The organism is Allobosea sp. Root381, assembly GCF_001429395.1.
In the GTDB taxonomy this organism is placed as follows: Bacteria; Pseudomonadota; Alphaproteobacteria; order Rhizobiales; family Beijerinckiaceae; genus Allobosea.
The window spans coordinates 20690-38340 of record NZ_LMJT01000023.1 but is presented as its reverse complement, the minus strand read 5'-3'; the positions used below and the strand labels follow the sequence as shown (position 1 = coordinate 38340).

At 67.3% G+C, this 17651-nt stretch carries 14 protein-coding genes; 11 read left to right on the top strand and 3 right to left on the bottom strand.

Annotated features, from left to right (window positions below; all coding sequences use genetic code 11):
• The first annotated feature begins 5 nt into the window (after positions 1 to 5).
• The 5 genes from ASE63_RS17420 (at position 6) to ASE63_RS17400 (ending at position 4202) form a co-directional block, all read left to right on the top strand.
• A complete protein-coding gene (locus ASE63_RS17420; RefSeq protein ID WP_056803975.1) occupies positions 6 to 1289 on the top strand; it encodes a TRAP transporter large permease in 1284 nt (427 codons plus the stop codon).
• A gap of 118 nt (positions 1290 to 1407) precedes the next feature.
• Positions 1408 to 2049, top strand: coding sequence for a MarR family transcriptional regulator (locus ASE63_RS17415; RefSeq protein WP_056803971.1), 642 nt, complete (start codon positions 1408 to 1410; stop codon positions 2047 to 2049).
• 37 nt (positions 2050 to 2086) lie between these two features.
• Positions 2087 to 2803 (top strand): hypothetical protein, encoded by a 717-nt coding sequence (locus tag ASE63_RS17410; protein ID WP_056803968.1) that lies wholly within the window; start codon positions 2087 to 2089, stop codon positions 2801 to 2803.
• Between the two features lie 92 nt (positions 2804 to 2895).
• Positions 2896 to 3498 (top strand): redoxin family protein, encoded by a 603-nt coding sequence (locus ASE63_RS17405; RefSeq protein ID WP_156410436.1) that lies wholly within the window; start codon positions 2896 to 2898, stop codon positions 3496 to 3498.
• Positions 3495 to 4202, top strand: a complete 708-nt coding sequence (locus ASE63_RS17400; protein ID WP_056803964.1) for a glutamine amidotransferase — start codon at positions 3495 to 3497, stop codon at positions 4200 to 4202. Before ASE63_RS17405 ends, ASE63_RS17400 begins: the two co-directional genes overlap by 4 nt.
• 278 nt (positions 4203 to 4480) lie before the next feature.
• On the opposite strand, the gene ASE63_RS17395 is transcribed toward ASE63_RS17400, so the two are convergent.
• The 3 genes from ASE63_RS17395 to ASE63_RS17385 form a co-directional block, all read right to left on the bottom strand.
• The gene (locus ASE63_RS17395) at positions 4481 to 5107 is read right to left on the bottom strand and encodes a ferric reductase-like transmembrane domain-containing protein (RefSeq protein WP_056803962.1); all 627 of its coding nucleotides are present in this window, start codon (positions 5105 to 5107) and stop codon (positions 4481 to 4483) included.
• A gap of 5 nt (positions 5108 to 5112) precedes the next feature.
• Positions 5113 to 5613: a hypothetical protein gene (locus tag ASE63_RS17390; protein ID WP_056803958.1), complete on the bottom strand. Its 501-nt coding sequence runs from the start codon at positions 5611 to 5613 to the stop codon at positions 5113 to 5115.
• Between the two features lie 478 nt (positions 5614 to 6091).
• Positions 6092 to 6982 (bottom strand): LysR family transcriptional regulator, encoded by an 891-nt coding sequence (locus ASE63_RS17385; protein WP_056803956.1) that lies wholly within the window; start codon positions 6980 to 6982, stop codon positions 6092 to 6094.
• A gap of 114 nt (positions 6983 to 7096) precedes the next feature.
• Between ASE63_RS17385 and ASE63_RS17380 the strand changes: the two genes are divergently transcribed.
• From ASE63_RS17380 to paoC, 6 genes are all read left to right on the top strand, one after another.
• Positions 7097 to 7942 (top strand): oxidoreductase, encoded by an 846-nt coding sequence (locus ASE63_RS17380; RefSeq protein ID WP_056803953.1) that lies wholly within the window; start codon positions 7097 to 7099, stop codon positions 7940 to 7942.
• Between the two features lie 28 nt (positions 7943 to 7970).
• Positions 7971 to 8372 (top strand): heme-binding protein, encoded by a 402-nt coding sequence (locus tag ASE63_RS17375; RefSeq protein ID WP_056803951.1) that lies wholly within the window; start codon positions 7971 to 7973, stop codon positions 8370 to 8372.
• Positions 8373 to 8428: 56 nt separating this feature from the next.
• Entirely contained in the window at positions 8429 to 9235 is an 807-nt protein-coding gene (locus ASE63_RS17370) for an SDR family oxidoreductase (protein ID WP_056803948.1), read from the top strand.
• A 305-nt stretch (positions 9236 to 9540) separates the two neighbouring features.
• Positions 9541 to 10176, top strand: coding sequence for an aldehyde dehydrogenase iron-sulfur subunit PaoA (gene paoA / locus ASE63_RS17365; protein WP_082610054.1), 636 nt, complete (start codon positions 9541 to 9543; stop codon positions 10174 to 10176).
• Positions 10173 to 11123, top strand: a complete 951-nt coding sequence (locus ASE63_RS17360) for a xanthine dehydrogenase family protein subunit M (RefSeq protein WP_056803945.1) — start codon at positions 10173 to 10175, stop codon at positions 11121 to 11123. The genes paoA and ASE63_RS17360 overlap by 4 nt, the downstream gene beginning before the upstream one ends.
• A gap of 3 nt (positions 11124 to 11126) precedes the next feature.
• The gene (paoC, locus tag ASE63_RS17355; RefSeq protein WP_056803942.1) at positions 11127 to 13334 is read left to right on the top strand and encodes an aldehyde oxidoreductase molybdenum-binding subunit PaoC; all 2208 of its coding nucleotides are present in this window, start codon (positions 11127 to 11129) and stop codon (positions 13332 to 13334) included.
• Positions 13335 to 17651 lie beyond the last annotated feature (4317 nt).

Below are 17651 nucleotides of genomic sequence, written 5' to 3'. Positions count from 1 at the left end.
AAGCCATGCTGCTCGTCCTCCTCACCTTTGCCGTCCTGCTCGTCATCGGCATGCCGGTGGCCTTCGTGGTCGGCATTTCCGGGCTCGTCTTCTTCTTTCAGAATCCCGACCTGCCGCCGACGATCCCCGTCCAGCTCACCGTGACGGAGACACAGAATTTTGCTTTGCTCGCAGTGCCGCTCTTCATCCTGGCCGGCAACTTCCTCAACGGCTCGGGCATCACCGAGAACCTGCTGCGGCTGGCCTCCGTGCTGACGGGCCGGATGTGGGGTGGGCTGGCCCAGACCTCGATCGCGCTATCGACGCTGATGAGCGGCGTCACCGGCTCGTCGATCGCGGATGCGGCGATGAATGCGCGGATCATCGGCCTCAAGATGCTCGAACGCGGCTTCTCGCGCGGCTACACGGCTGGCGTCATCTCCTACGGCTCGCTGATGGCGCCGATCATCCCGCCCGGCATCGGCTTCATCCTCTACGGCACGGTGGGGCAGGTCTCGATCGGCCGGCTCTTCGCCGCCGGCATCATCCCCGGCATCATGCTCTGGGCCTCGCTCGCCGTCGCGATCTCGCTGACCGCCCGCAAGCGCGGCTATGGCCCGGAGCGCGAGCGGATGCCACGGCCAACCGAGATCGGCAGTGCGGTGATCGGCGGCATCTGGGCACTGCTCTTCCCGGTCATTTTGCTGCTCGGCCTCCGCATGGGCGTGTTCACGCCCTCCGAAATCGGCGCCTTCGCAGTGGTCTATGCGGTGGTGATCGGCTTCTTCGCCTACCGCATGCTGTCGGCGAAGGGCTTCGTCGCGGCGGTGGAGAGCAGCCTGGTCGATATCGGCGCGGTGATGTTCCTGCTCGCGCTCTCGGCCGTGTTCGGCTACGGCATCATCTTCGAGCAGGTACCCGATGCGATCGCGCAGTGGATGCTCGGCGTCACCGACCATCCGCAGCTCGCGATGGTGCTCATCGTCCTGTTCATCCTGGTCGCCGGCACCTTCATGGAAGGCTCGGTGCTGATCGTGATGCTGACGCCGATCTTCATGCCGCTGCTGAAGCAGTACGAGATCGATCCCGTCCATTTCGGGCTGGTCTTCATCATCGCGGCGACGATCGGCAACTACACGCCCCCTGTGGGCGGCGCGATGTTCGTGGTCTGCCAGATCCTGCGCTGCCCGATCGGCGAGTACACGCGGGAATCGGTGCCGTTCCTGCTCGCGGTCTCGGCTGTCAGCCTGCTGCTGATCTTCCTGCCCGGCATTGTGCTGCTCATGCCGAATTGGCTCTTTGGCCCATGACAAGGCGAACCGCGCCCGAGGAGGCTGCGGTACGGTTGCGGCGAGAACGCCTGCCGAGCGGCCAGGATAGTGGATGCGTGCTCCTTGAATAAACATAGGAGTCCTATATATTGGGGTCATGGAAACACCGCAGGACCCCTCCCCGATCGAGCATCGCCTTCGCGAAGGGCTGTCGCGCCTGGCGCTCGTCCTGCGCGCCGACGACTGGAACCGCGCGCGGCATGTCGGGCTGACGCCGACCCAGCTCGCGATCCTCGAGATGTTGGAGGCGCGAGCCGGGCTGACGGTCAAAGAGATCGCTTCGCATCTTGGCGTCTCGCAGCCGACCGTTACGGATTCGATTGCTGCCCTCGAACGCAAGACAGCGGCCGTCAGGCGTACTGGCGAAGCTGACCGGCGCAGCACCATCGTCGTCGCCACGCCTGCCGGAATCGGGATGCTTCAGGCGAGCCGCGCCATCGACGGGGAAACCGGGCGCGCCGCCGGAACCTTGGCCTCCGACGAGCAGGAGGCCCTGCTCGTCACGCTGGTCCGCCTGATCACATCGCTGCAGGAGCAGCAGGCGATCCCGATCCAGCGCATGTGCGCGAGCTGCCGCTACTTCGCGCCCTTCGCCCATGACGACCAGGCGAAGCCGCATCACTGCCGCTTCGTCGACGCCGCCTTCGGCCAGCGCGAGCTGCGCATCGACTGCCGCGACCATGACACTGCCGATCCCGCTTCCCGGGCTGCCACCTGGGAAGCATTTCAAGCGGGATAGACCCGCCCCTCCAGGCAAGCAGAGAAGGAAAAAGACCATGTTCAGGAGCTTGATGGCCGCGGCCCTCGCCGCCGGCACGGCCGCGTTGTGGCTCGCGCCCGCCGCGGCGCATTCGGTGAAGGCGAAGCCCTCCGAAGCGGCGCAGGCTTCGTTCGACATCATCGAGACGACGATCGTGACGAGGGGCGACAAGGCCGTCTTCACCACGCGCGTGCGTGGAGAGGCCGGCAAGGACAAGCCCGACGCGACGGGCAAGTTCGAGGGCTCGAGCGTTTATGCCTATGTCTGGCCGACGACGCTCAACAGCGCCGAGATCGGCTTCGAGAAGGACCAGGGCATCGTCGCGCTCGCGGTGACCTTCCACCCCGATTTCGACGATGCGGCCTATGGCGCCAGGAACCGGCACATCTGGCACCCGCACCGGGTCGTGCTGGCGCAGGAGAAGGCCTGCGGCGCCGGGCTCAAGGTCATCGACATTCCCGCCGGCGCCAAGCCGAAGGTGCCGCCGACCTGGCCCAACGTGCCTCTGCTGATCGACAGCCCGGAATACCCGACGACCTTCAAGGGCGACAGCGTCGATGTCGAGATCCCGCTGGCGCTGATCGGCGGCATCAAGGGCGCGTCCTTCGACGGCGTCACCGCGGGGCTCAAGGTCAACGGCAACCTGCATGCGCCGCTGCTCTGCGTCAGCGACGTCTTCAAGGTCGCATCGGGCGATCTCAGTCTGCCCGGTAAGGTCGCGCCGGCGAAGTGAGCGCGGTCTGAAGCGCAAAGCGTTGCCGGTTCGCCGACTGCCATCGGCGAACCCGCCTATTCCTCCCCTCCAGGCAATCGAAGAGAAAGAACATGGACAGACCTAGCTTGAGTGTTCCAGGCAGGGCAAGCCTAGCGCCGCTGGCGCCAGAGCTCGCCGTCTCCGAATGGTTCAACACACCGGCCCCTCTAAGCCTGGCAGCCCTGCGCGGCCGACCGGTGCTGCTGCACGCCTTCCAGCTGCTCTGCCCGGGCTGCGTCGCGCAGGCGATCCCGCAGGTCCAGCGCATCGAGCGCGTCTTTGCCGGCACGGACCTGCAGATCATCGGTCTGCACACCGTGTTCGAGCATCATGCGGCGATGACTCCGGTGACGCTGCGTGCGTTCCTTCACGAATACCGGTTGAAGTCGCCCGTGGCGGTAGACCTCGCCGAAGAGGGCAGCGAGACCCCCGTCACGATGCGGCGCTATCGGTTGCGCGGCACGCCCTCAACCGTGCTGATCGGGCGCGACGGGCGCGTCGCTCATCACGCCTTCGGCGTCGAGGACGATATCGCGGTCGGCGCACGGATCGCGACGGTATTGGCGAGCCCCCGCCCGCTGCATGAGACGCAGGGCGACGAGGTCGGCGAAGCCTGCACGAGCGGGCGCTGCGCGCTGCCGGCCGGCGTCATGGCGGCGGAGCAGAGACCATGACCAGGACCTGTCTCGCGCTTCGCCATGTCCATTTCGAGGATCTCGGGACCTTCGCAGCCCCGCTGGCCCAGGCTGGCTACTCGCTCGCCTACAGCGATGTCGGCGAGCCGGATTTTTGCGCCGGCGATCCCCTGGCGCCAGACCTGCTTGTGGTGCTCGGGGGCCCTGTCGGCGTCTACGAGGAACAAGCCTATCCGTTCCTCGCTCGCGAGCGCACCTTCATCGCAACGCGGTTGGCCGCTGGGCTTCCCACACTCGGCATCTGCCTCGGAGCGCAGCTGGTCGCTGCGGCACTCGGGAGCCGGATCTTCCCGACGGGGATCAAGGAGATCGGCTTCGCTGCGCTCACGCTCACAGCGCAAGGAGAGGCCAGCCCGCTGCGCCACCTCGCCGGCATACCCGTACTGCACTGGCATGGCGACACCTACGCGCTGCCGCCGGGCGCGCAGAACCTCGCCTCGTCGTCGATGGTCGAACAGCAGGCTTTCGCCATCGGCAGCAACGTGCTCGCCCTGCAGTTCCACCCCGAGGCGGGGCTTGCCAAAGCTGAGCAATGGCTGGTGGGTCACGCGGCCGAGCTCGCCGCCGCCGAGATCGATCTTGCTAGGCTTCGCCAAGACTGGACTCAACGCGGACACGACCTAGCGACCGCTGCAGAAGCGGTTGTTGGCGAGTGGCTCGCGCAACTGAACCAAGGGAAGTAGCGCCACTTCCCGACGTTCGCCCAAAGCCGGAGAACGGACTTTAAGCAACTCGCTTCGAGCGACCGTCGCGCGACTTCACCTGACTGATACCCGGTGACTTTGGCTGAATGCTCCGACTGCCAAGGCGGCATCCGAACACGATTCGCGGCTTTCAGCGTCAGACCACGGCGACAGTCACGCGCGCTCATCGCCTGGGCCCCTCGCGCTGCCGCGCACGCGCCCGACGGGGTGGCTGGAGAGCCGTCAACCTGCTGCGCGCTCCCTGGGAGCCGCGAGGATCACAGGTGCCGGTCCTGCGGCTTTGGCCGTGTCAGAAGCATCGCGGCGCGAAGATCGAACAGCGCGACCGCAGTTGCCGCGACGACGAGCGCACAGAGCACGAGCTTGGAGACGCTCCCCATCGTCCCCTCGATCAGCAGCGCGTGGACGACTCCGCAGAGCACGACCAACACCACGAGCACGGCATGGCCGAGACGCCAGAGCCGCGGCCTGATACGCAGGGGCCGGCGCAGCGCGGCGAGCAGCGCCGCTGCGAAGGCGGCCCACATGGCGACGACCCCCCAGGCCGAAAACGGCGTTGGCGAGTCGAAGAGAAGCGCGTCGACGACGTCGGGCGGGCTGGTCAGCCACAGCCCGGCGACGTGAATGATGATCGCCGCGACGAGCGCAGCTCCGACCCAGCGATGCACCCGACGCCCACGCGGGACCGGGAGCCCCGGCAGGTATCCGGCCGCGAGCAGAGGCTGCAGCAGGACAAGCGCCAGCGCCAAGACGCCGGCGAAACCGGCCACAACATAGACTGGCCCTCGCCAAGCGAGCAGCGGGCTGGTTGCAGCAACGGCGAGCGACACGACGATCGCACCCGCGACCACGGCCCAGATCAGGGCCGCCCTCATCCACGGCATGCGGTTCACGCCGACTGGAGCACGAAGTCAGCCTTCAGACTCTTGTCTCGGGAACTCTGCATCACCGGGCGCAGGAACACGGTCTGGAAGGCGTCGTCGTCATAGGCGAGATGGCCGTGCGCCTGTCCGAAGGCCGGGATGATCTGCGGCATCTCGAGACGGAAGACGCCGTTGGCGTCGGTCAGCGTTGCGCCGTGGCTGTGCGCATCGGTCTCGTAGCCCTCCGTGGTATGGGCCCAAATCTGGATGCGGATTCCAGGCAACGGCGCGCCATCTACGGCCCGGCGCACCGTCCCGGACATCCAGAAGCCGCCATTGCCGATGCGCTGCACGATCGGCGCGTTGGGACGGTAATTGTTGGCGCCGCCGCGCATCGAACCCGTCGGCGCCAATCCCTGTGCCTGTGCCGGCTGAATGATCGTCGGCGCTCCCTCAGTCAGCACCGTCGCGCCAAAGGCGGCCCCGGCAGCCAGCAGGCCGCGGCGTGTCGTGGAAATGGACAGCATCGCTTGCTCCGTGGATCGAGGTGACAGCCCGTCGGCCAAGGCGATGAGCCTCCCGTTCAACCGCAGTCCTACTGAAGCTATTCGGCGAAATCTCGTCGGCCAGCGGGGCACACGACTTCGTGACGACCGTTGCCGAGGGACGCCCTGCGCTCCGACTCTCGGCATGGCGTGGCCGCGCACGCAGCTTGCTGTCGATTGCGAGATTGGACATCGCCAGATCTTGCACGCGCCGGTCGTGCTGTAGCCGTGTCCGGATGGCCCAGATGTGGCGCGGCGTCAGCGGCGGCTTTGGCCGATGATGTGCCCGGCATTCCAAGCCAGGCGATGATGAATTTGTCGAGCTTCGACAAGCATGACGCACCCTCCATCGGGATGCCGCATCCGAAGCAACTATAACTCATCCACTCCATCGCTAGGCGCCAATAGCGGACTGCCGCGGAGCAGACATTCCCGCATCGGGGGCGTCTGCGAAATTGCACTACGGTGCGATGCGTTCGCCTCGAACGAAGTCGATAAAGGCCCGCAGCGTCGAGGGCATCTGGCGCCGGCTGGGGTAATAGAGGTGGAAGCCCGGATAGTAGGGACACCATTCTTCGAGCACGCGGACGAGCCGGCCCTCGGCCAGGTGCTGCTCGACCTGGCTCTCGAAGAGATAGGCGATGCCCGCGCCTGCCAGTGCGGCTTGCAGGAGATGACCTTGGTCGCTCAGGACGAGCGGGCCTTGCACTGCGACCTTGAACTCGATGCCGCCGCGCTCGAACTCCCAGTCGTAGAATCGGCCGCTGCCGAACCGCAGCCGCAGGCAAGGCAGGCCGCGCAGTTGCTCGGGCGCGGCGGGCATGCCGTGGCGAGCGAAGAGACCCGGTGTCGCCACCACGACCGAGCGCTGGCGCGGGCCGATCGGCACCGCGATCATGTCCTGCGCGACAGTCTCGCCGAAGCGCAAGCCGGCGTCGAAGCCCTCGGAGACCATATCGATCAGGGCATTGTCCGAGACGATTTCGATCGTCACCGTCGGGTGGCGTTCGAGGAAGCGTGTGACATAGGGCAACAGCAGGATTTCGGTCGCGAGATGGGCCGCGTTCAGGCGCAGGTTCCCGATCGGCTGGTCGCGGTAGCTGTTGAGATCGTCGAGCGCATCCGTGATGTCGCGGAACGCCGGTCCGATGCGACCGAACAGCCCCTGCCCGGCCTCGGTCAGCGCGACGCTGCGCGTGGTGCGATTGACCAGCCTTACCTGAAGCCGTTCCTCCAGCGCACGCAAACCGTGGCTGACCGCCGACGGCGTGCAGCCGAGTTCGTCCGCGGCACGCCGGAAGCTGAGATGCCGGGCCACGGCCATAAAGAGCGCGAGCGCGCCTTGATCCATTGCTGAGATAAACTCATCAAGTCGTTGAAGACTGCGTGGATACTCTCATCTGACGGACATGACTACCCTCCTTTCATCGGCATCGGGGCCGAGCGATTTGAAGGAGACGAGATCATGCAGACCTGGTTCATCACCGGCGCGTCGCGCGGCTTTGGGGCCCTTGTCGCGAAGCTGGCTTTGGAAAAGGGCGACGCCGTCGTCGCCACTGCGCGGGACCCGCGCAGCGTTACGGCTGGTCTTGGCGAGCATCCCAACCTGCTGGCGGTGGCGCTCGACGTCACCGACGAGGCGCAGGCCTATGCCGCCGCCAAGGAGGCGATCCGTCGCTTCGGCAAGATCGATGTGCTGCTGAACAATGCCGGCTTCGGGCTGCTGGGTGCCGTCGAGGAGGCGACCGCGACCGAGGTCGAGGCGCTCTATCGCACCAATGTCTTCGGCGTCCTCAACGTCGTTCGGGCCGTCCTGCCCCATATGCGGCGCGCCCGCAGCGGCCATATCCTCAACATCTCGTCGATCGGCGGATATCGAAGCGGCGCGGGCTTCGGCGTCTATTGCTCGACCAAGTTCGCCGTCGAAGGGCTGACCGAGGCGCTGGCCGAGGAACTGGCACCGCTCGGGATCAAGGCCACGATCGTCGAGCCGGGCTATTTCCGCACCGACTTCCTCGACGCACGCTCGCTGAGCGTCAGCAACGGCCAGATCGCCGACTATGCCGGAACCGCCGGGATGGTGCGCGAGCATGCTGCACAACTCAGCCATCGGCAGCCCGGCGACCCCGCCAGACTGGCCGCCGCGCTGATTGCACTCGGCGGCAATCCGGATGCGCCGCTGCGCATGCCCTATGGCAGCGACACGGTTGCGGCGATCGAAGCCAAGAACGCTTTCGTGGCGGAGGAGCTCGCCGCCTGGCGGCAGGTCGCCGTCAGCACCGACTTTCCCGAAACCAGCGCGGCAGCCTGAGCTGTCCGCCTCTCGCGGGAGAGAGCCCATGATCACCACCGAACAGGCCCGCCGGATCCTCACGGCCGGCGAGGCACAGGCCAACGCCGTCGGCATTTCCGTCAACATCGCGGTGCTGGACGCAGGCGCCCATCTCAAGGCGTTCAGCCGGATGGATGGCGCCGTCCTGGGCTCGATCGACGTTGCGACGGGCAAGGCACGCACCTCCGTCCTCTTCCAGGCCGCCAGTGAAGCGGTGTGGGACTACTGCAAGCCGGGCGCTCCGGCGCCGGGCCTGGAACTCAGCAATGGCGGATTGATGACCTTCGCCGGCGGCATTCCGCTGTTCGGTCCCGACGGCCTGCTGATCGGCGCCGTCGGCGTCTCCGGCGGAGCCGTCGCTCAGGACCGTGAGATCGCCCAGGCCGCCGCGCAAGCGCTCGGCGGCTGACATCCCCACCACCTCCACGCCTCCCCAACCCATCACATCCGGCAAAGGAACACGTCATGACCAAAACCATCCTCATCACCGGCGCAGGCTCGGGCTTCGGCAAGGGCGCCGCCATCGGCATGGCTCGCAACGGCCACAACATCATCGCCACCGTGCATGTCTCGTCGCAGGTCACGCCCCTGCGCGAGGAGGTGGCCGCGCTCGGGCTCGCCGACAGGATCCGCGTCGAGCGGCTCGACCTGACCGACGCCTACGACGTCAGACAGGCGCTGAAATGGGATTTCGACATCCTCTGGAACAATGCCGGCATGGGCGAGGCCGGCCCAGTCTGGGAGATCCCGATCGAGCTCGTCCGCAACAACTACGAGATCAACGTCTTCCTGCCGCTGGTGCTGACACAAGGCGTCGTCCAGAAATGGGTCCGCGCCGGCAAGAAGGGCAAGGTCGTCTTCACCTCCTCGATGGGCGGCCTGTTCACCCCGGCGAACTGGGGCACCTATGTCTCGACCAAGCATGCGCTGGAATCGATCGCCGAGGCGCTGCAGCAGGAACTTGCGGCCTACGGCATCAAGATCCAGACGATCAATCCCGGCGCCTACTACACCGGCTACAACGAGACGATGGCGGACAACCCCTTCCGCTGGCTCGACGACGACGTGAACGTCACCAGGCGCGCCGATCTCAGGAAGGGCTTCAACGACTTCTTCGCCACGCCCGAAGGCAAGATGGACCCGCAGGAGATGATCGACCGCATGATCGAGATAGTCCCAGCCGATGACGGCAAGTTCCGCAATGTCGTGCCGCTGGTGATCGAGGACATGCTCAAGAGCCATCAGCTCCAGGCCTGGGACAACCGGATCTGATCCAAGGTAATAGCGGTGGCCGAAAACGGCCGCCGCTGGACCGCGTCATGATAATTGTCGGGTGGCAGCCGGCGAAATGCACCACAAGCTGACATTAGACCATCGCCGGACAGCGGACGTTCCCGATGGGCCGAGCCTCCCGCTTTCATCCTTTGATCGGAAGATTCAGAAGCGCGCTGACGATCTCGTGTGTGCGGCATTTTAGAATGAGAATGAACTAGCCGCCGCTTCGGTCGTTCTCCTTCGCAACGCAGCTGGCTCGGGAGCGAGTTACCAGCTGCGATTAGTCGAAATCGGAGGCGGATATGCCAACTCCCAGAGAACTGGAAATGAACCGGCGTGACCTGATGGTCGTCGCTGGCGCCTGCGCCGCCTTTTCCACGACGGCTGCGGGCGCGCGCGCCCAGCCGGCACCCGTCGGAAAGCCGGTGCTGAGCGAGGTCTCGTTCACAGTGAACGGGCGCAGCCACAAGCTCGAACTCGACACCCGCACGACCTTGCTGGACGCGCTGCGCGAGCAGCTTCACCTGACCGGCACCAAGAAGGGTTGCGATCATGGCCAGTGTGGCGCCTGCACGGTGCTGGTCGACGGGCAGCGGATCAATTCCTGCCTGACCCTGGCGATCATGAATGCAGGTGCGGAGATCACTACGATCGAGGGGCTCGGCGGCGTCGACAACCTTCACCCGATGCAGGCGGCCTTCGTGAAGCATGACGGCTTCCAGTGCGGTTACTGCACGCCCGGCCAGATCTGCTCCGGCGTCGCGGTCCTCGACGAGATCAAGGCCGGTATCCCGAGCCATGTCAGCGCCGACCTCACCGGCGCCATGGCGCCGACCGAGGCCGAGATCCGCGAGCGCATGAGCGGCAACATCTGCCGCTGCGGCGCCTATTCCAACATCGTCGAGGCGATGACCGAGGTGGCGGGGAGGCAGGGATGAGAGCATTCTCCTATGAAAAGGCGAGCTCGCCGGCTGAGGCCGCAGCCGCCGCGGCCAGGAGCCCCGACGCGAAATTCATCGCCGGCGGCACCAACCTGCTCGACCTGATGAAGCTGCAGATCGAGGCACCGACGCATCTGATCGACGTCAACGGGCTCGGCATCGACAAGATCGAGCCATCATCCGATGGCGGGCTGCGCATCGGGGCGCTGGTTCGCAACACCGCGCTAGCGGTGGATGAGCGCGTCCGGCGCGATTATGCGGTGCTGTCGCGGGCGCTGCTGGCGGGTGCGTCCGGCCAGTTGCGCAACCGCGCCACCACGGCCGGGAACCTGCTGCAGCGGACGCGCTGCCCGTATTTCTACGACACGGCACAGCCCTGCAACAAACGCCAGCCCGGCAGCGGCTGCTCGGCGCTCGGCGGCTTCTCGCGCCAACTCGGCGTGGTCGGCATCAGCGACGCCTGCATCGCGACGCATCCTTCCGACATGGCCGTGGCGATGCGGGCGCTCGACGCCACGGTCGAGACGGTGAAGCCCGATCGATCGACCCGCTCGATCCCTGTCGCCGAGCTGCATCGGCTGCCGGGCAAGACCCCGCATGTCGAGACCGTGCTGGACCAGGGCGAACTCATCACGGCCGTGACGCTGCCGAAGCCTGTCGGCGGCACGCAGATCTACCGCAAGGTGCGGGACCGCGCGTCCTACGCCTTCGCGCTGGTCTCGGTCGCGGCCATCGTGCAGCGCGACGGCAGCGGCCGGATCGCGCTCGGTGGCGTGGCGCCCAAGCCATGGCGCGTCGAGACGGCGGAGGCGGAGCTGCCCCGCGGTGCTAAAGCCGCCGCGGAAGCCATTCTCGCCGACGCCAAGCCGACCCATGAGAACGCATTCAAGCTGCCGCTGATCGAGCGCACGCTCGGCGCGGTGCTGACGCAAGCGAGGGGCTGAGCCATGAAATTCGACAAGCCGGCAACCGACAATCCGATCGACCGCCTGCAGGTGGTCGGACAGCCGCATGATCGCATCGACGGCGCCCGCAAGGTCACCGGCGCGGCCCGCTACGCCTATGAGCAGCACGATGTCGTGGCGAACCAGGCCTATGGTCATGTGCTCGGTGCGGGCATCGCCAAGGGTCGCATCACTTCGATCGAGCTTGACGCAGCGCGAAATGCGCCGGGCGTCCTCGCGGTGGTGACGGCCAGAGAGGCCGGCGATCTGAAGAAGGGCCCGCGCAACACCGCCCGCCTGCTCGCAGGGCCGGAGGTGGAGCACTATCACCAGGCTGTCGCGCTGGTGGTGGCCGAGAGTTTCGAGCAGGCGCGCGCGGCGGCCAGCCTGATCAAGGTGGAGTATGCGGCCGCCCAGGGCGCCTTCGACCTCAAGGCGGCGAAGGACAAGGCCGCGAAGCCCACGGGCAACGATCCCAGCCTCGACGACACCCATGTCGGAGATTTCGCGGGCGCCTTCGCGAGCGCGTCGGTCAGCCTCGACGAGACCTATACGACGCCCGACGAAAGCCATGCGATGATGGAGCCGCATGCGACGCTGGCCGCCTGGGAAGGCGACAAGCTGACGCTCTGGACCGCCAACCAGATGGTCGCCTGGGGCGTCACCGACATGGCGACGACGCTCGGCATTCCCAAGCAGAACATCCGGATCGTCTCGCCCTTCATCGGCGGCGGCTTCGGCGGCAAGCTGTTCCTGCGCGCCGACGTGCTGCTGGCGGCGCTGGGCGCGCGCCTGGCGAAGCGACCGGTCAAGGTTGCGCTGACGCGCCCGCTGATGATCAACAACACGACGCACAGGCCGGCGACGATCCAGCGCATCCGGCTGGGTGCGACGAAAGAGGGCAAGATCACCGCGATCGGCCATGAGAGCTGGTCGGGCGATCTCAAGGGCGGCGGGCCGGAGGTCGCCGTGCAGCAGACGCGGCTGCTCTATGCCGGCGCCAACCGGATGACGGCGATGCGTCTCGCCGAGCTCGACCTGCCGGAAGGCAACGCCATGCGCGCGCCCGGCGAGGCACCGGGCCTGATGGCGCTGGAAATGGCGATGGACGAAATGGCCGAGAAGCTCGGGATGGACCCGATCGCCTTCCGGCTGCTGAACGACACGCAGGTCGACCCGGAGAAGCCGAAGAGGCCCTTCTCGATGCGGCGCTTCGACGAGTGCTTCAGGGTCGGCGCGGAGCGTTTCGGCTGGTCGCGGCGCGCGGAGCAGCCGGGCCGGATGCGCGAGGGCAACTGGCTGATCGGCCTCGGCGTCGCGGCAGCCTTCCGCAATAACCTCGTGATGAAATCGGGGGCGCGCGTCAGCCTCGATGCCAAGGGGATCGTCACCGTCGAGACCGACATGACCGACATCGGCACGGGCAGCTACACCATCATCGGCCAGACAGCCGCCGAGATGCTGGGCGTCGATCTCGACAAGGTGGTTGTGAAGCTGGGCGATTCCGCCTTCCCCGTCTCGGCCGGCTCCGGCGGGCAATGGGGCGGCAACAGCTCGACGGCCGGTGTCTACGCCGCTTGCGTGAAGCTGCGCGAGGCCGTCGCGCAGAAGCTCGGCATCAACTCGAACGAGGCCGTCTTCACGGGCGGCGAGGTCAAGGCGGGCAACCGCAGTCTGTCGCTGGCGAGCGCGGCCGAGGCCGGGTCGCTGACGGCCGAGGACACCATCGAATATGGCGACCTCGACGAGACGCACCAGCAATCCACCTTCGGCGCGCATTTCGTGGAGGTCGGCGTCGACGCGGCGACGGCCGAGACGCGGGTCAGGCGCATGCTGGCGGTTTGCGCGGCCGGGCGCATCCTCAACCCGAAGACGGCGCGCAGCCAGGTCATCGGCGCGATGACTATGGGGGTGGGCGCGGCGCTGATGGAGGAACTGGCGGTCGACAAGCGCCGAGGCTTCTTCGTCAACCACGATCTGGCCTCCTACGAGGTGCCGGTGCATGCCGACATCCCGCATCAGGAGGTGGTCTTCCTCGACGAGACGGACCCGATGTCCTCGCCGATGAAGGCGAAGGGCGTGGGCGAGCTCGGCATCTGCGGGGTCGGAGCTGCCGTGGCCAACGCCGTCTACAACGCGACCGGCGTGCGCGTGCGCGACTATCCACTCACGCTCGACAAGCTGCTGGCGCGGATGCCGGATGCGGCTTGAGTGACTTCAGCCATTCCTACAGTCGCCGAGCCAATCGTTGCCTGTAACCGATGCCGGAGGAAGCAGCGGCAGGCGCCACTACCCGACATTGGGCACTGGCCCAGAGCCGGACACTGGTTTCATCGCGCCCCCATGACCGCAAAACGATCTTAGTGAGCCTGGATATCGGGACGCGATGGTCGGTTGCTTGCCGAAGGGACCTGACGGGCTTGTCTTGCCCTCGATGTAGGCCAGCCGTTTTGCCGATGGCACCGGCAGGGCCACGGGTAATCCAGAAAAACCCGCTACGCTGCTGTAGCTTCTGTGCTAACCAGTCATATGGACCGTATTGTCGAGATGAGCAGCGGCGATCGATCGTGTCGGCTCGACGTAGGTGGTGGGCTCGCAGCGTGACGTAAAGGTCGATTTGGTCCAGCGCCAGTTTCGCATCAGCGGTTGTTTTGCGTTCCACCTTTCGATAGGTCCAGATATCGCGCCGGGAGGGCGCGGGACGCATCGCCGGATAAGATTGACCATGCGCTATCCAATTCGTCCGCTCAAGGCGACGCTGCTTACCGGCACCGCGCTGCAGCTTTTCCTGCTGATCGGACAGCCCGAGGCCATGGCCGCCTGCCCGGACGGCAACCACGCCTCTGGACAGACTGCCGGTACGGGCTGCGGCGCCGGAGGACCAGGCGGAGAGGGCGGCGCGATCATCGGTCCGGGAATCAGCGCCGGCGGCGGTGGTGGCGGCGGCGTCGGCGCCGACGGCTTCGGCGGCGGCGGCGGCGGCGGCGGCGGCGTGTCTTCCGGCGGAATTCCCGGGTTTATCAATGGCGGCGCCGGCGGTGGCGGCTCGTTTGGAACTTTCGGCGGCGGCGGCGGCGGCGGCGGCGGTCGATTGCTCGGCGTCAATACGGGGCAGACGATAGCGCCAAACCTCTCCGGCGGCCGTGGCGGCAACGGCGGCGCGGCCGGCACTGCGACGGTCTCCGGCGGGGTCGGCGGCGGCGGCGGCGGCGGCGGTGGCGGCGCGGCTCTCATGATCGGAGGTACGTCCCAAGTCTATACGACGACCGGAGTCATGACCGGCGGCGCCGGCGGTTCCGGCGGCGCGGGTGGCACTTCATTTTTTGGGGTCGGCGGTACCGGTGGTGCCGGCGGTGCCGGCGCTTTCGCCGTTGGGATCTCCAACGGCGATCTCACCGTCCTGAACACGATTGCGGGCGGCACAGGTGGTCTCGGCGGCGCTGGCGGAAGCTCCCCGAACGCCGGCGCGGGGGGCGTCGGCGCTGGCGGCGGTAGCGGGGGGGCCGGTCTGGTCTCCGCGAACAGTACGCTGACGATCCGGTCCGGCGTGACTGGCGGCGCGGGTGGCGCCGGGGGTGTGGGCGGCATCGCGCAAGCAGCTGACCAGGTCGGTGGAACCGGCGGCCGAGGCGCGACCGGCGGCACCGGCATTGTCCTGACCGGTGGGAGCCTGGTGCTCGAACAGGCGGGCGCCACTATCCGCGGTGGTGCTGGCGGGGCTGGCGGCGCCGGCGGCAGCGCGATCACAGTCGGCGGAGACGGCGGAGAGGGCGGCTCCGGTGGCATCGGCATCCAACTCACCGGAGCGACCCTCACGATCGGGGCCGGAACGTTTGTCCTCGGCGGGGACGGCAGCTCGGGCGGCGCCGGTGGGGCAGCCAGCGCTTTCGGCAGCTTTGGGCTGCTCGGGCTGGGCGGGGTCGGCATCGTCGCCAACAACTCCACGATCACCCTGGCAGGCACGGTCAGAAGCGGCAGCGGCGCCGTCGCCGATGCGATCACTTTCTCCGGCACGGACAACCGGCTCGTGCTCGAAAGCGGCTACAGCATCCTGGGCAATGTTGTTGGCGGCGGTGCCACCACGCTCGCGCTGGGCGGGGCGACCGATGGGTCTTTCGACGTCTCGGCCGTCAACAGCGCCGGCGGGCAATTCTCCGGCATCACCGCTCTGACGAAGGAAGGCAGTGGCACCTGGAGCTTGACGGGTGCGTCGTCCTCGATGCCGGCCTGGACGGTGACCGGCGGCACGCTCTCGATCGCCTCGGATGCCAGCCTCGGCCCCATCAGCAACGCCCTCACGCTGAACGGCGGGACGCTGCGCACCACGGCGGCCATCAGCACCACGCGCAGCGTCATATTGGGCGCGAGCGGCGGCACCATCTGGACCGATGCGAACCTCAACCTCTCCGGCATTTCGGGGACAGGCAGCTTCACCAAGACCGGACCGGGCACGCTCTCGCTGGGCGGCCCGCTCAACGCGAGCCAGACCCTGATCAGCGGCGGCTCGCTTACCACGCTGTCCGGCGGCCTGCTGAGCAATGCCGGCACCATCTCTATCGCGGGCGGCACGCTCGATCTCGGAGGCTTTGCCCACGCGGTCGCTTCAATCTCCCTTTCCGGCGGCACGCTGACCAACGGTGCGCTCGGCGGTCCGATCAACTCGACGGGTGGGTCGATATCGGGATTGTCGGGCACGGCCTCGCTCAGGATCAGTAGCGGCACGACGACGCTGAGCGGCACGAACAGCTATGCCGGTACGACGACCATTGCCGGCGTGAACTTGCGGGCCGGCACCGCCGACGCCTTCAGCACCGGCAGTGCGACACAGGTCTCTCCGGGGGGCACGATCGATCTCGGCGGCTTCGCGCAGAGGATCGACGCGGTAGCCCTCGTCGGCGGCTCGCTGACCAACGGAGCGCTGGCCGGGTCAATCAACTCGATAATGGGTTGGATATCGGACTTGTCGGGCACCGCTTCGCTCACGATCACCGACGGCACGACGGTGGTGTTCGGAACGAACGCGTATACCGGCGATACGACCATTTCCGGCGGCGAGCTGACGGTCGCCTATGGCCACGAGAACGCCTTCAGTGCCGTCAGCGCCACCACCGTCGGGACGGGCGGGACGCTCAATCTAAGAGGCCACGCGCAGACGATCAACGCCGTCACCCTCGCCGGCGGCAGGCTGACCGACGGTTCCCTGACTGGCGCGATCGCCTCTGAGGGCGGCGAGATCGCGGGGTTGTCGGGCACGGCCACGCTCACGATCACCGCCGGCACGACGACGCTGACGGGGACGAACAGCTATAGCGGCGCGACGAGCGTTTCCGGCGGAACCTTGCGGGCTGGTGCCGCCAACACCCTCAGCGCTGTCAGCGCAACCACTGTGGCGACGGGCGGGACGCTCAATCTCGGCGGTTTCGCGCAGACGATCAACGCGGTCATCCTTGCAGGCGGGGCGCTGATCAACGGCTCGCTGGCCGGAACGATCAGCGCTACGGGCGGCGCGATATCCGGCCTGGGCGGCACCGCGTCGCTCTCGGTCAGCGCCGGCACGACGACGCTCAGCGGTTCGAACAGCTACAGCGGTGCGACGACCGTCACCGGCGGTACGCTGACGGCCGGGGGCAGCAATGCGTTCAGCCGCATCAGCGCGACCTCGGTCGGGCCCGGCGGCACGCTCGACCTCGGCGGCTTGGCGCAGACGATCGATGCCGTCAGCCTCGCCGGGGGCAGGCTGACCAATGGCATGCTGTCGGGCGCGATCAGTTCGACAGGCGGCACGATTTCCGGCCTCGGTGGCGCGGCGTCGCTGTCCGCGAGCTCCGGCACGACCGACCTGTCCGGCACGAACAGCCATACGGGCAGCACCGCCGTGACAACCGGCGGCGTCCTGCGCGTCCTGGGCTCGCTGCAGAACAGCAATGTCAGCGTCGGCAGCGGCGCTGTGCTGGGGGTCAGCGGGACCATGGCCGCCAACCTGACGACCATCAATGGGGGCGGCGTACTGTACGGAACGGGCTCGCTCGCGCAGGTGGTGAGCGATGGCGGCACGCTGTCCGGCGCCGCCGGCGGCGTGCTGACCATGGCTTCGCTGACGCTCGATGCCGCCTCCAGGATGCTTATCGAGGTGGGCGCCATGTCCTCCCCCGGCGCGCCGTTCAGCGTGACCGGCAACCTGACCCTCGACGGCACGCTCAACATCGTGAATGCGGCGCCGTTCGGCCCCGGCATCGCCCGCGTGTTCGACCATGGCGGCGCGCTCACCAATAACGGGCTCGACATCGGGCAGATCCCGGCGGGGATGAACCTCGCCGATCTGAGCGTGCAGACGGGCGTGGCGGGGCAGGTCAATCTCGTCAACAGCGGCGGTCTCGCCCTCGCCTTCTGGAACGGCGCCGCGACGGGTGGCCCCGGGACGGGGACGGTCAATGGCGGCTCGGGCAGCTGGACACGGACGAACACCAACTGGACGGATGCCAACGGCACCTTCAACGCGCCGGCGACCTATCCGAGCTTCGCTATTTT